At 73.5% G+C, this 14,187-nt stretch carries 11 protein-coding genes; 6 read left to right on the top strand and 5 right to left on the bottom strand.

Annotated features, from left to right (window positions below; translation table 11 throughout):
- The first annotated feature begins 106 nt into the window (after positions 1-106).
- From ACSNOA_RS07320 to ACSNOA_RS07305, 4 genes are all read left to right on the top strand, one after another.
- Positions 107-2,785, top strand: coding sequence for a LuxR C-terminal-related transcriptional regulator (locus ACSNOA_RS07320; RefSeq protein ID WP_436657171.1), 2,679 nt, complete (start codon positions 107-109; stop codon positions 2,783-2,785).
- 16 nt (positions 2,786-2,801) lie between these two features.
- Entirely contained in the window at positions 2,802-4,088 is a 1,287-nt protein-coding gene (locus ACSNOA_RS07315; RefSeq protein WP_436657170.1) for a nicotinate phosphoribosyltransferase, read from the top strand.
- Between the two features lie 44 nt (positions 4,089-4,132).
- Positions 4,133-4,714, top strand: coding sequence for an isochorismatase family protein (locus ACSNOA_RS07310; RefSeq protein ID WP_436657169.1), 582 nt, complete (start codon positions 4,133-4,135; stop codon positions 4,712-4,714).
- A 65-nt stretch (positions 4,715-4,779) separates the two neighbouring features.
- Complete coding sequence (locus ACSNOA_RS07305) at positions 4,780-6,000, top strand: MFS transporter (protein ID WP_436657168.1); 1,221 nt, start codon at positions 4,780-4,782, stop codon at positions 5,998-6,000.
- A 508-nt stretch (positions 6,001-6,508) separates the two neighbouring features.
- Here ACSNOA_RS07305 and ctaD read toward each other — a convergent pair.
- From ctaD to ACSNOA_RS07280, 5 genes are all read right to left on the bottom strand, one after another.
- Positions 6,509-8,266 (bottom strand): aa3-type cytochrome oxidase subunit I, encoded by a 1,758-nt coding sequence (ctaD, locus tag ACSNOA_RS07300; RefSeq protein WP_436658337.1) that lies wholly within the window; start codon positions 8,264-8,266, stop codon positions 6,509-6,511.
- A 118-nt stretch (positions 8,267-8,384) separates the two neighbouring features.
- The gene (locus tag ACSNOA_RS07295) at positions 8,385-9,491 is read right to left on the bottom strand and encodes an FAD-dependent monooxygenase (RefSeq protein ID WP_436657167.1); all 1,107 of its coding nucleotides are present in this window, start codon (positions 9,489-9,491) and stop codon (positions 8,385-8,387) included.
- A gap of 277 nt (positions 9,492-9,768) precedes the next feature.
- Complete coding sequence (locus ACSNOA_RS07290) at positions 9,769-10,734, bottom strand: N-acetylmuramoyl-L-alanine amidase (protein ID WP_436657166.1); 966 nt, start codon at positions 10,732-10,734, stop codon at positions 9,769-9,771.
- Entirely contained in the window at positions 10,734-10,907 is a 174-nt protein-coding gene (locus ACSNOA_RS07285) for a hypothetical protein (RefSeq protein WP_436657165.1), read from the bottom strand. The genes ACSNOA_RS07290 and ACSNOA_RS07285 overlap by 1 nt, the downstream gene beginning before the upstream one ends.
- Before the next feature lie 136 nt (positions 10,908-11,043).
- A complete protein-coding gene (locus ACSNOA_RS07280) occupies positions 11,044-11,832 on the bottom strand; it encodes an aldo/keto reductase (protein WP_436657164.1) in 789 nt (262 codons plus the stop codon).
- A 94-nt stretch (positions 11,833-11,926) separates the two neighbouring features.
- Here ACSNOA_RS07280 and ACSNOA_RS07275 point away from each other — a divergent pair, with 94 nt between their 5' ends.
- On the top strand, positions 11,927-12,982 hold the full coding sequence (locus ACSNOA_RS07275; RefSeq protein WP_436657163.1) for a DNA polymerase ligase N-terminal domain-containing protein: 1,056 nt from the start codon (positions 11,927-11,929) through the stop codon (positions 12,980-12,982).
- A 14-nt stretch (positions 12,983-12,996) separates the two neighbouring features.
- The gene (locus tag ACSNOA_RS07270; RefSeq protein WP_436657162.1) at positions 12,997-14,187 is read left to right on the top strand and encodes a threonine synthase; all 1,191 of its coding nucleotides are present in this window, start codon (positions 12,997-12,999) and stop codon (positions 14,185-14,187) included.

The following is a 14,187-nucleotide window of genomic DNA, read 5'->3' as shown; positions in this document are numbered from 1 at the left end:
GCCACCTGGCGGAACACTTCGGATACTCACCGGTAATCGCGGGATTACTCAACTTCGGTGCGTGACGGTCTGCACGCGGACCGATTTCGATGGATATGCTGCCGGGATGAGTCGGTGGAGTTTCGTCGGCCGAACGGATGAGCTCAACCGTCTGCTGTCGGCGGTGACCGGCGCGGAGGGACGGGGGCTGTTCTTCAGCGGCAGCGCGGGCATCGGCAAGAGCCGGCTGCTCCGCGAGGGCGTCGCCGCGCTGCCCACCGATCGCTACGCGATCTGGTCGATCGCGGCCAGCGCCACGACCGCCGCGCTGCCCTTCGGCGGTCTCGTGCAGGTGCTCCCCGCCGAGCAGCCGCAGGGCCTCTCGCCGGCCGGCATCCTGCGCTGGGCACTGGACGTGCTCCAGCAGCAGGCGGCCGGCCGCCGCATCGTGCTGGCCATCGACGACGCCCACCTGCTCGACCCGCCGTCGGCCGCGCTCGTGCACCTCGTGGCCCGGGCCGACAACACCACCGTGATCGGCACGCTCCGCGACGGCGAGCAGATCCCGCTGCCGATCCGGGCACTCTGGACCGACGACCTGGTGGAGAAGGCCGAGCTGAGCCCGATGGCGCCGGCCGAGACCGCCGGGCTGCTCGCCGCGATCCTCGGTGGCCCGGTCGACGCCGGCTCCGCCGACCGGCTCGGACGACTCTCCGCGGGCAACCCGCTGCTGCTGCGCGAGTTGGTCCACGCCGCCTCCGGCAGCGCCGAGCTGACCCGCACGTACGGCATCTGGAAGTGGACCGGGCGGTTCGAGCTGGCGCCCAACCTCACCGACCTCATCGACACCCGCATCGGTCAGCTCACCCCCGGCGTCCGGGCGGTCGTGGAGCTCGTCGCGTTCGGCGAGCCGCTCGGCCTGCACCTTCTCAACCAGGCCGTCGACCCGGACGACGTGGAGGTGGCCGAGGAACGCGGCCTCATCTCGGTGATCCGCCATGACCGGCGCACCAACGTCCGGCTGGCCCACCCGCTCTACGGCGAGATCATGCGCCGCCGCTGCCCGGTGAGCCGCACCCGCCGCCTCCAGGCCCACCTCGCCGAGCTGCTCGAGCGGGTCGGCAAGCGGCGCCGCGACGACCTGCTCCGGGTCGCGGTGTGGCGGCTCGACTCGGGCACCGCGCAGGACGCCGCGCTCCTGCTCGACGCGGCCGGTCAGGCGTTCAGCCGGTACGACGTACCACTCGCGACCCGGCTGGCCCGCGCGGCGCTCGACGCCGGCGGAGGGTTCGACGCGGCGGAGCTGCTCGCCACCATCCTGATGTTCGCCGACCGGCCGGAGGAGGCGATCGAGGTGATCGACGCCCTCTCCCCCGACGCCACCGACGGCCCGCGGTTCAGCCGCTGGTTGACCGTGCGCGGCATGGTCACCTACTGGGGTCTGAGCCGGGAGTCCACGGTGGAGGAGATCGCCGCGCGGGCGGCCGACCTCACCGACTCGGCCGACCAGGCGCGCGTCCGCGCGTTCGAGGCCATCATGCGGCTGCACCGGCTCGACACCACCACCGCGCTGCGACTCAGTCAGGGCGTCCTCGACCGCCCCGCCGCCAGCGTCGCCGCCCGCGAGCTGGCGCGGTCCACGATCGCCTACCTGCAGGCCGCGCAGGGGCAGCTGCGGCGCAGCGGCACGGCCATCGCCCAGGTGCACTCCGAGGCCGCCCGCTGGCGCGCCGACATGCCGTACCTGCAACTCGCCCTCGAACTCGCCCGGGGCACCCGCCTCACGCTCGCCGGCGACCTGGCCGGCATCGACGCGATCGCCGCCGACGAGTTCGCCGACCTGGCCGGCGCCGGCGACTTCCGACTCGGCACCGGCTACCTCGCCATCCTCCAGGCGTACGCGGCGCGGCTGCGCGGCCAGAGCGACGCGGCGCTGCGCACCAGCCTCGGCGCCTGCGCGGTGCTCGCCACCAGCCGGGTCTACGCGGGGCTCGCCCAGGCCGAGCGGGCCCAGGCGGCGGCCCTCCGGGGCGACGCCGTCCAGGCCGCCGAGGCCATGGCCGAGGCCGACAACACCCAGGCGCCCGGGATGGCCGTGCTCTACCCGTGGCTGGAGCAGGCCCGGGGAGCGGTCCTCGCCGCGGCGGGTGACCTGCCCGGGGCGGTCAAGCAGCTCGTCGACCTGGCCGACCGGCTCCGGGCGGACGGCTTCGCCGGCCACGAGGTGCACGTCCTGCACGACCTGGTCCGGCTCGACCAGGCCGGCACCCCGGTCGGCCCGACCTGCTCCGACGGCAGCCGCCGCACCGTCGCCCAGCGCCTCACCGAGCTCTCCGAACGCGTCGACGGCGACCTGCCGCCGTTGCTGGCCCGGCACGCCCGGGCCGCGGCCGCCGACTCGCCGGCCGACCTGCTCGCGGTCGCCGGCGACTTCGCGGCGCGGGAGCTGAACGTGTACGCCGCCGAGGCCACCGCCACGGCCCTGCACCGGCTGCGCCGTGACCGGCCCGCGGCGGCGGGCGAGGCCCGGGAGCGGCTCGCCGCCCTGCTGAACCGGTGCGACCTGATCCGCACACCCGCGTTGCGGGCCGGGGCGCCGGCGCTCACCGACCGGGAGTGGGAGGTGGCCCGGCTCGCCGCCCAGGGGGTGACCAGCAAGGCCATCGCGGAGAAGCTCTTCCTCTCCGCCCGCACGGTGGAGAACCATCTCCAGCGCGTCTACGCCAAGCTCGGCGTGGCGGGCCGTGCCGAGCTGCGGGCGGCGCTGCGGGCGATCCCGGGCCACGAGGGCGGGGCCGTCGGGTGAACTCTAGGCTGGTGCCGTGACCACCCTTCGCCCCGCACTGCTGACCGATCACTACGAGCTGACCATGGTGAGCGCGGCGCTGCGCGACGGCACCGCCGACCGCCGGTGCGTCTTCGAGGTGTTCAGCCGCCGGCTCCCAACCGGCCGTCGATACGGCGTGGTCGCCGGCACGGGGCGCCTCATCGAGTTCATCCGCGAGTTCCGGTTCGACGCGGCCGAGGTGGACTACCTGCTCCGTGCCGGCGTGGTCGACGAGCAGGCCGCCGCCTGGCTGCGGGACTACCGCTTCACGGGGGACATCGACGGGTACGCCGAGGGCGAGCTCTTCTTCCCCAACTCCCCGGTGCTCACCGTCTCCGGCGGCTTCGCCGAGTGTGTCGTGCTCGAGACGCTCGTCCTGTCGGTCCTCAACCACGACAGCGCCGTCGCGGCGGCCGCCGCCCGGATGGTGACCGCGGCCCGGGGCCGTACGCTCATCGAGATGGGATCCCGGCGGGCGCACGAGGGTGCCGCCGTGGCCGCAGCCCGGGCCGCCTACCTGGCCGGCTTCGGCTTCACCTCGAACCTGGAGGCGGGCCGCCGCTACGGCATCCCCACCGCCGGGACGGCGGCGCACGCCTTCACCCTGCTCCACGACGACGAGCGGACGGCGTTCGCCTCCCAGGTCGCCACGCTGGGCAAGGACACCACGCTGCTCGTCGACACGTACGACATCAGCCAGGGCATCCGCAACGCGATCGCCGTGGCCGGCACCGGCCTGCGGGCCGTCCGGATCGACTCCGGCGACCTCGCGGTGATCGCCCAGCAGTCCCGCGAGCTGCTCGACTCGCTCGGCGCCACCGAGACGAAGATCATCGTCTCGGGCGACCTCGACGAGTACGCCATCGCCGCGCTCGCCGCCGAGCCCGTCGACATGTACGGCGCGGGCACCGCCGTGGTCACCGGGTCCGGCGCGCCCACCGTGGGGCTGGTCTACAAGCTGGTCGAGGTCGACGGCCGGCCGGTGGTGAAGCGCTCGGAGCAGAAGGCCACCATCGGCGGCCGGAAGGTCGCCGTCCGGCGGCACAAGCCGACGGGCACGGCCACCGAGGAGGTGATCGTGCCGCAGGGCGTACCGGACCGGCAGCCCCACGACCGGCTGCTCCAGCGGTCGTTCATGGCGGGCGGTGAGCCGGTCGCACTGCCCACGCTCGCGGAGTCGCGGGAACACCTCCGGGAGTGCCTGATCTCCATCCCCTGGGAGGGGCTGAAGCTCTCCGCGGGCGATCCGGCCATTCCGGTCACGGTCGTACCCGCGGGATGAGACGTGGACCGGTCACGGGTCGAGGCGTCAGGAAGGGAGCAGCCGTGAGCACGGCGCTGATCATCGTGGACGTGCAGAACGACTTCTGCGAGGGCGGCTCGCTGGCCGTGGGCGGTGGGGCGGACGTGGCGGCCGGCATCAGCCGGCTGCTCGCCGCCGAACCGGACCGCTGGGACCACGTCGTCGCCACGAAGGACTACCACGTCGACCCGGGGGCGCACTTCGGCGACCCGCCGGACTTCGTCGACTCCTGGCCGCGGCACTGCGTGGTCGGCACCGCCGGCTCGGAGTTCCACCCCCAGCTCGAGACGGGGCGCATCGAGGAGATCTTCCACAAGGGCGAGCACGCGGCCGCGTACTCCGGTTTCGAGGGGCACGCCGCCGACGGCGAGTGCCTCGCCGACTGGCTGCGCTTGCGCGGCGTGGACCGGGTGGAACTCGTCGGCATCGCCACGGACCACTGCGTACGGGCCACGGCCCTGGACGCCGCCCGGGAGGGCTTCGCCACCACCGTGCTGCTGGACCTCACGGCCGCCGTCGCCCCGGCCACCACCGACGTGGCGCTGCGGGCTCTCGACGGCGCGGGCATCGAGCTGCGCGGGCAGCCTGTGATCAGGACCGCATGATCCGGTAATCCGGTTGGCGGTGGCCGCACCTCCGGCGAGGATGGCGCGCGGAGGTACGGACCGTCGTGAATCTGAAGCCTTACCGGGAGACCCTGGCCCTGCCCGGGCTCCGGTCGCTGCTGCTCGTGGCCGTGCTCGCCCGTATCCCGCTCACCGCGACCGGGGTCACGATGACCCTCCACGTGCTCGACCTCGGGCGCGGCTACGCCGCCGCGGGGCTCGTCGGCGCGGCGATCACCGTGGGCTCGGCGATCGGCGGCCCGGTGCTCGGCCGGCTGATCGACCGTCGGGGGCTGCGCCCGGTGCTCGTGCTCACCGCGCTCGTCGAGGCGGTGTACTGGTCCACGGCGCCCTCGCTGCCGTACGTGCTGCTGCTCCCGGCCGCCTTCGTGGCCGGTTCCCTGGCCCTGCCGATCTTCTCGGTGGTCCGCCAGTCCGTCGCCGCGCTGGTGCCCGAGGACCGCCGCCGCCCGGCGTACGCGCTGGACTCGATGTCGGTCGAGCTGTCGTTCATGGTCGGCCCCGCGCTGGCCGTGGCGCTGGCCACCGCCATCTCGGCCCGTACCACCCTCTATCTGGTCGGTGCCGGCATCGTGGCCGCCGGCGTGGCGTTCTGGCTGCTCAACCCGCCCACCGCGGACGCGCGGGAGGAGCCGGGCGCGGCCCGCCGCCTGTCCCGGCGCGAGTGGGTCACGCCGAGGCTGCTGGCCGTGCTGGCCGTGAGCCTCGCCGCCACCCTGGTCCTGGGCGGCACCGACGTGGCGGTCGTCGCCGTGCTGAAGGAGAGCGGCGAGGTCGGCTGGACCGGCGTCGTCCTCGCCATGTGGGCCGTCGCGTCGCTGGTCGGCGGTTTCGCGTACGGGGCGACGCGCCGTCCCGTCCCGCCGCTCGCGCTGATGGCCGGGCTGAGCCTCTGCACGATCCCCGTCGGGCTCGGCGGGTCGCACTGGTGGCTGCTCTGCCTCGCCATGATCCCGGCGGGTGCCCTGTGCGCGCCCACCATCGCGGCGACCGCCGACGCCGTCAGCCGCCTCGCGCCCGCCGAGGTACGCGGCGAGGCGATGGGCCTGCACGGCTCGGCCGTCACCGTTGGCATCGCGGTCGGCGCCCCCCTCGCGGGCGCGGTCATCGACGCGCGGGCGCCCTGGTGGGGGTTCGCCGTGACCGGCGCGATCGGCGTCCTCGTGGCGCTCGCGGTGCTCCCCGTCGAGCTGCGCCGCCGCCGCGCGGCCGCCCCGGTCTCCGCCCCCGACGAACCGGAGCGGGAATCCGCCACCGCCCGCTGATCCACGCCGGCCGGAACCTCAGGGGTCGCCGGGACCGGCCGACAGGCGACCAGCGGGACCGGCGCACCTGCGGGACCGGCGGGCGTCCGCGACCAGCGGGACGAGCCGGACCGGCGGACCGGCGGGCCCGCGGACCGGCCGGACCAGCGGGATCTGTCGGACCAGCGGCACCGGCGGACCGGGCAAGATCGACGCAACATCGCCGATGTAGCGGTATCCGGCGCACCCGGACCCCGCCACATCGGCGGAACGGAGTCGATCACCCCTTGCACGGGAGATCAACTCGACATCACGGAAGTCGCGGCATTCCACCGGCCGCGACAGCCCAACTTCCAGGAAGTCGAGTCGATTACCGCCGGGGCAGGCGGACCTCGGAGCCGATCACTCCGGCGCAGGCAGGCACGCCGGCGGGCTCGTCCGTCCGACTTCGCATCCGGAAACGGCGACGGGCGCCGCTCCCCGGAGATCCGGAGGGCGGCGCCCGTCGTGGTGTCGTGCTGCCGGCCGGTCAGGCCCGGTCGACGTTGCTGGCGGTGTCCTCGTTGTAGCGGGCGCCGCCGTCCGACTCGCTGGTCAGCGGCTTGGCGCCACCCTCCGGCGGGCCGGCGAGGGTCTGGCCGGCGGCCAGCTCCGGGAACTTCATGTCGAACGCCGGCCGCTCGGAGCGGATCCGGGGCATCCGGTCGAAGTTACGCAGCGGCGGCGGGCAGCTCGTGGCCCACTCCAGCGAGTTGCCGTGACCCCACGGGTCGTTGACCTCGACCACCGGGCCGGTCTTGTACGACTTCCAGCAGTTGTAGATGAACGGAAGCGTCGAGATGCCGGTGATGAAGGCGCCGATGGTGGAGACCGTGTTCAGCGTGGTGAACCCGTCGCTCGGCAGGTAGTCGGCGTACCGGCGGGGCATGCCCTCGGCGCCGAGCCAGTGCTGCACGAGGAACGTGGTGTGGAAGCCGACCATCGTCAGCCAGAAGTGCACCTTGGCGAGCCGCTCGTCGAGCATCCGGCCGAACATCTTCGGGAACCAGAAGTAGATGCCGGCGAACACGGCGAACACGATCGTGCCGAAGAGCACGTAGTGGAAGTGCGCCACCACGAAGTACGAGTCGGACACGTGGAAGTCCAGCGGCGGGCTGGCCAGCAGCACACCGGTGAGACCGCCGAAGAGGAAGGTCACCAGGAAGCCGATCGACCACAGCATGGGTGACTCGAAGCTGACCTGGCCGCGCCACATGGTGCCGATCCAGTTGAAGAACTTCATGCCGGTGGGCACCGCGATGAGGAAGCTCAGGAAGCTGAAGAACGGCAGCAGCACCTGGCCGGTGGCGAACATGTGGTGCGCCCAGACGCTCATCGACAGCGCGGCGATGGCGAGGGTGGCGGCCACCAGGCCCTTGTAACCGAAGATCGGCTTGCGGGAGAACACCGGGATGATCTCGCTGATGATGCCGAAGAACGGCAGCGCGACGATGTACACCTCGGGGTGGCCGAAGAACCAGAACAGGTGCTGCCAGAGCATCGGCCCGCCGGTTTCCGGGTCGAAGACGTGCGCGCCGACGAGCCGGTCCGCGGCCAGCGCGAAGAGCGCGGCGGCGAGCAGCGGGAAGACCAGGATCACCAGGAGGCTGGTGACCAGGATGTTCCAGGTGAAGATCGGCATCCGGAACATGGTCATGCCGGGCGCCCGCAGGGTCAGCACCGTGGTGATCATGTTGACCGCGCCGAGGATGGTGCCGAGACCGGAGATGGCCAGGCCCATGACCCACATGTTGGCGCCCACGCCCGGCGAGTGCTCGACGTTGCTCAGCGGCGTGTACGCGAACCAGCCGAAGTCGGCCGCCCCGCCCGGGGTGATGAAGCCGGCGGTCGCCATCGTGCCGCCGAACAGGTAGAGCCAGTAGGCGAAGCTGTTCAGCCGGGGGAAGGAGACGTCCGGCGCGCCGATCTGGATCGGCACGATGTAGTTGGCGAAGGCGAACACGATCGGCGTCGCGAAGAACAGCAACATGATCGTGCCGTGCATGGTGAAGAGCTGGTTGTACTGCTCCGGCGACAGGAACTGCAGCCCCGGCCGGGCCAGCTCGGCCCGCATGATCAGGGCCATCAGGCCGCCGATCATGAAGAACGCGAACGCGGTGACCATGTACATGATCCCGATCTGCTTCGCGTCCGTGGTCCGCAGCAGCCGCGCGATGGCCGACCCCTTGACCGGCTCTCGGACCGGCCAGGGCCGGGTCACGACCGGCTTGGGTGCGACGGTGGTCACGAGTGGCCTCCGGTTCTCGGTTGTCCCGCTCGGCACGCGCTGGTATCTGCGAGCCGTCATCCGCAAGGAGGATAGTCCCCGGCAGGTGGGAGCGCCGCGTGGGGTGGTCGGGGGCGATCTACAGCGGGCCCAGCAGCAGCCGGTAGTGCTCGCCGAAGATGCGGTCGCCGCGACCGCGCAGCAGCGGGTCGCGCAGCGCCGGCGGGACGTCCCGGGTCCGGTTGCGGTCGCGGGTCCGGTCCCGCACCCATCGCGTACGCGGGCGGCGGCGACTCTCGTACGCGACGAGGGCCGCCTCCACGCTGCCGGCGGCCTTCAGCGACTCGGCGAGCACCACGGCGTCCTCGAGGGCCATGGCGGCGCCCTGGGAGAGCGTCGGCGCGGTGGCGTGGGCGGCGTCACCGACGAGCAGCACCCTCCCCCGGTACCAGCGTCCCAGCTCCACCTCGTCGGTGATCCCGACGTGCACCCACTCGACGGCGTCCAGCAGCTCGGGCACCGGGCCGCCGTAGGAGCCGAACAGTTCGCGCAGCCGGGCGATCGGGTCGGCGGGCGGCTCGGTGCCCGCCTCGTCGGCGTAGCAGTGCAGCCGGCCGGCGCCGATGGGCACCACGAGGAACCCGGACCGCTGGCCGAGGAGGGCGGTCCACTCGGCGACCGGCGGGCCGTGGCGCAGCACGGTGCGGTAGACGACCTGACCGGCGGGCCGGGGCGGCCCGCCGAGCGCGGCGAGCGTACGCACCGTCGAGCGGGGTCCGTCGGCACCGATCACGAGGTCGTACTCGGCGGCCGTGCCGTCGACGAACGTCACCCCGACGCTCGCGGGCAGCAGGTCGAGGGTGCGCACCTCGGCGCTGTGCCGGACGGCGCCACCCGCCCCGGTGAGCAGCACCCGGTGCAGTTCGGCCCGGGGCAGCGCGCGGCACTCGCCGACACCGGCCCAGAGCTCGTCGAGGTCGACCTCGCAGAGCACGTCTCCCGCGGCGTCCAGGAACCGCTGCCGGTGGACCACGTGACCCAACGGCCGGACGGGGCCGTCGAGGTCGAGGCGGCGCAGGGCGCGCGCCGCGTTGCCGGGCAGGTAGAGGCCGGTCTCGTGGGACTCTCCCGGCGGCAGCCGGTCGGTGACGTCCGGACGGAAGCCCGCCATCCGCAGCGCCCGGGCGACGGCCAGGCCGGCGATGCCCGCGCCGACGATGAGGATGCGCAGGGGGGAGCCACCCATGGTGCGGTACGCCTCCGGAGGGGTTTCGGCACGCGTCGGATACAGGAGACTACTCGGCGCAATCGGAGCACACCAGGGCCGATCGGCTCACCGGGAGCGCTTTCACGGGCGTCCCCGCCGCTCCCCGGACGGGAAGGCATGGTCACCCGGTCGGCCCGGTCCGTCGCCTCGGCGGCCATCCCCTCCGGCCGGCTGGGGCTGCTCCTGGGGGGCAACGTGGCGGGGACATGGCGAAGGGGCGCGGCGGGCGCTCCCGCCGCACCCCTTCGGGGGCGGATCAGACGCGGGTGAGCCGTACGGCGTCGGCGATGACCAGCCCGGCGCCGTCGCTCCACCGGCTCACGGCGACCCGGTTGGCGTCGCCGGCCGGCAGCGCGAAGGTGCCGAGCGTCCGCCACTGCCCGCCGGTGGCCCGCTGGTCCACGTACACCGTGCGGTTGCCGCTGCTGGTCGCGACGATGTACGGCGTCGCGCTGTTGTAGCCGGAGTTCGCCGGCCACCAGGCGTCGACGCGGTAGTTGCCGGCCGCCGGGACGTTGAACCGGTACCAGGCCGGGTCGCTCAGGGCCACGGGGTCGGCGTAGCGGTAGTCGGCGCCGTAGCGCTGCCCGGAGTACGAGGAGACGCCCCAGTTCGCGCTCGCCGTGAACCGGCCGGCCGTCGTGTTGTCCACGATGGACGACCAGGCGGTGCCACCGCCGCCCATCTTCGCGGCCACGTCGGCGCGCATGACGTCCAGGTCGATGAAGGACGGGTCGATCTTGCCGGTGGTGCTCGTCTCCCGATGCCCGCGGGCGTAGCTGGCGTCCCGGCCCAGGCGCGTGAGCACGGCGGCGGTGGCGGCGATCGACGCGTTGTACTGCGCGGCGGTCATCTCCTGGTCGACGCCGTTGTAGTCGATCTCCCACCCGATCATGAGGGTGTTGCCGTCACCGGCCGGGATCGGCCCGCTGCCCCGGCTCGCGCCGGCGTGGTTGCAGCGGCCGGCCGAGATCACGTGGAAGACGCCGTGGTAGTCGACGAGGGCGTGACAGAGCGGGCCCGCGAGGTCCGGCCGGCCGTTGATGCAGATGTTCAGCGCCGGGTGCGGGTTGGTGGCGCTGGAGGTGGACGCCGTGTGGTGCCAGAGCACGCCGATCGGGTTGAAGTCGCCGGGGCGCATCCGGTTGAGCCAGTCACCCTCGACGACGACCTGGACGCCGGCCGCCCGCAGCACGTCCACGAGCCAGGGAATGGTGGCCATCAGGCGCCGCCGAGCAGGTCGGCGAGGCACTCCGGTTTCGGTGCGGCGGGAGCCGGGGCCGCGGCGGCCGCCGGGGCGGGCCGGACGGCGGCGCCGGTGAGCGCGGCGGCCACCAGGGCCGGGACGCCGAGCAGGCCCCGGCGGCGCAGACGGACGGATCGGGACGTGGCCATGGCGCTCCTTCTCGGAAGGCGGAGGGTCACGACGTATCGACGTACGTGATGGCGGCACGCTACATCCTCACGTACGTCGATGTCGATACCCTTCAGAAAGTCCCGCCTCGCTGAAGGTTTTTGGCAGACCGCCCGGTCAGCTGGAGCCGAGCGCGTCGAGGTCGCGCATCTCCTCGGCCGAGAGGGAGAAGCGGAACACGTCGGCGTTCGCCTGGATCCGCTCCGGCGTGACGCTCTTCGGGATGACCACGATCTCGTGGTCGATGTGCCAGCGGAGCACCACCTGGGCCGGCGACACGTCGTGCGCCGACGCGATCCGGGCCAGCACCGGGTGGGACAGGTCGCTCGTGTCGAGCGGGCTGTAGCCCTCCAGCACGACGCCGCGGTCGCGGTGCTCGGCGTGCCGCTGCCGGTCGTACAGGAAGGGGCTCCACCGGATCTGGTTGACCGCCGGGTTCTCCTCGGTGGCCTGGATCAGCTCGTCGATCTGGCTGGTGCTGTAGTTGCTGACGCCGACCGCCCGCGTCATGTTCTCGTCCCGCGCGGCGAGCAGCTCCCGCCACATGGGCACGCTGTCCCCGGGCGCGGACGGCGGCCAGTGGATCAGCCACAGGTCCACGTGGTCGGTGTCGAGCGCCTCGAGACTGGCCTCCAGCGTCCGCCGTTCCCGGCCCACCCGCTCCGGCGGCAGCTTCGTGGTGATAAACACGTCCTCCCGGCGCAGGCCGCTCTCCCGCACCGCCCGGCCGACCTCCTTCTCGTTGCCGTACATCGTGGCGGTGTCGATGTGCCGGTAGCCGGCGTCGAGCGCGGCGAGCACCGCGTCGTACCCGGCCTTGCCCGTGGCGCGCCAGGTGCCGAATCCGAGCAGGGGCATCCGCACCTCGCCCGGCAGCAGGACGGTGGGCTGGTCGTCGTGGTCCATGACGACCGTTCTACCCGACCTCGCCCCCGGCATGCGGCGTAACGGCACTCCGCGCCCGCCAGCGCGACGGCCCGGCGTACCGGAGAATGCGGGTGTGGCGGATCGGCTTGAGGAGTACCGACGCCGGCGGGACGCGGCCCGCACCCCCGAGCCGGTGCCCGAGAAGACCGCCCGCCGGCGCCGGCGGGCCGACGGCGGCCGGTTCGTCATCCAGCAGCACCACGCCCGCAGCCTGCACTGGGACCTGCGGCTGGAGCGGGACGGCGTGCTGGCCTCCTGGGCGGTGCCCCGCGGCCTCCCCCGCGACACCGGCCGCAACCACCTCGCCGTGCACACCGAGGACCACCCGATGGAGTACCTCGCCTTCCACGGGGAGATCCCGGCCGGCGAGTACGGCGGGGGGACGATGACCATCCACGACCGGGGGACCTACCGCTGCGAGAAGTGGCGCGACGACGAGGTCATCGTGGTGCTCGACGGCGAGCGGACGTCCGGGCGGTACGTGCTGTTCGCCACCGGCGGCAAGGAGGGCCGCGACTGGATGGTCCGGCGGATGGACCCACCGCCGGAGGGCTGGACGAGCATGCCCGAGCTGGTCCGCCCGATGCACCCGACCGGCGCGGCGCGGCTCCCCCGCGACCCGGCCGACTGGGGGTACGAGCTGCGCTGGGACGGCACCCGGGCCGTCGCGTACGTGTCGGGCGGCCGGCTGCGGCTGGTGTCCGAGACCGACGAGGAGGTCACCGGCGCGTACTCCTGGCTGCGTGACATGGCCGAGGCGCTGGCGCCCACCGAGGCGGTGCTGGACGGCGTCCTGGTCCGCATCGACCCCGCCGGCCGGGTGCGCCCGGCCCCCGCGACGTCCGGCAGCCGCGTGCCCTCCGGCGCGCAGTACCTCCTCTTCGACCTGCTCTGGCTGGAGGGGGTGAGTTGCGTCGAGCTGCCGTACGCCCAGCGCCGCGAACTCCTCGACGGTCTGGCGCTGACCGGCGCGCACTGGCAGACTCCGCCGTGGTTTCCCGGCACCGGCGCCGAAGCGCTGCGCACGAGCCGCGAGCAGGGGCTGCCCGGTGTGGTGGCCAAGCGGCTGGACGCGGGCTACGAGCCGGGCCGGCGCAGCCGACACTGGTTGAGCATCGACGCGACCTGACGGCGAGGAGTTCCGTGTACCTGACCCACCTCGAGTGCCCGCGCTGCGGCAAGGACCACCCCGCCGACCGGCCGCAGAACCTCTGCGACTGCGGCTCGCCGCTCCTCGCCCGCTACGACCTCGCCGCCGTGGCCCGCGCGGTCACCCCGGAGCAGTTCTCGCTGCGCCCCGCGGATCTCTGGCGCTACCGGGAGGTGCTGCCGGTCGCCGACCCGCGGCACGTGACCACGCTGGGCGAGGGGTGGACGCCGCTGCTGCGCACCCCGTCCTACGGCGCGGAGATCGGCATCCCCGACCTTCTCGTGAAGGACGAGGGGCTGATCCCCACCGGCTCGTTCAAGGCGCGCGGTGCGGCCGTGGGCATCAGCCGCGCCCGGGAACTGGGCATCGAGCGCATCGCCATGCCGACCAACGGCAACGCGGGCGCGGCCTGGGCCACGTACGCGGCCCGCGCGGGCATGGGCGCGACCATCGTGATGCCGCTGGACGCGCCGACGATCTGCCGTCGCGAGTGCGTGGCCGCCGGCGCCGACCTGCGGCTGATCGACGGGCTCATCAGCGACGCTGGCAAACGGGTGGCCGAGCTGGTGGCCGGCTCCGACGGGGCGATCTTCGACGCCGGCACGCTGCGCGAGCCGTACCGGCTCGAGGGCAAGAAGACCATGGGGTACGAGATCGTCGAGCAGCTCGGCTGGCAGGTGCCCGACGTGATCATCTACCCGACCGGCGGCGGGGTCGGCCTCATCGGCATCCACAAGGCGTTGCAGGAGCTCCGCGAGCTGGGTTGGGTGGAGGACAGGCTGCCCCGGCTCGTGGCGGTGCAGTCCACCGGCTGCGCGCCGATCGTCCGGGCGTTCGCGGCCGGGGAGGAGCGCGCCGAGCCGTGGGCGGACGCCCACACCGTGGCGTTCGGCATCACCGTGCCGGCCCCGCTCGGCGACGAGCTGATCCTGGGCGCGCTGCGCGCCAGCGCCGGCACCGCCGTGGCGGTCGACGACGAGGAGATCCTGACCGACCTGCGGGACTTCGCGGCACGGGAGGGCCTGCTGCTCTGCCCGGAGGGGGCGGCCTGCCTCACCGCCGCGCGGCACCTGCGCGCGGGCGGCTGGATCCGGGCCGGGGAGCGGGTGGTCGTGCTCAACACGGGAGCGGGGCTGAAGTATCCGGAGACGGTGGACGTCTCCGCCGTGCCGGTGGTCGCCTGA

It is taken from the genome of Micromonospora sp. URMC 103 (assembly GCF_051386435.1).
Classification (GTDB): Bacteria; Actinomycetota; Actinomycetes; order Mycobacteriales; family Micromonosporaceae; genus Micromonospora.
This window is presented reverse-complemented; position numbering and strand designations above follow the sequence as displayed.

Bases quoted from the DNA above. Each gene is read 5' to 3' on its own strand.
- ACSNOA_RS07320 (WP_436657171.1), top strand. From the start codon at position 107: ATGAGTCGGTGGAGTTTCGTCGGCCGAACGGATGAGCTCAACCGTCTG.
- ACSNOA_RS07295 (WP_436657167.1), bottom strand. From the start codon at position 9,491: ATGGGTGGCTCCCCCCTGCGCATCCTCATCGTCGGCGCGGGCATCGCC.
- ACSNOA_RS07290 (WP_436657166.1), bottom strand. From the start codon at position 10,734: ATGGCCACCATTCCCTGGCTCGTGGACGTGCTGCGGGCGGCCGGCGTC.
- ACSNOA_RS07285 (WP_436657165.1), bottom strand. From the start codon at position 10,907: ATGGCCACGTCCCGATCCGTCCGTCTGCGCCGCCGGGGCCTGCTCGGC.
- ACSNOA_RS07280 (WP_436657164.1), bottom strand. From the start codon at position 11,832: ATGGACCACGACGACCAGCCCACCGTCCTGCTGCCGGGCGAGGTGCGG.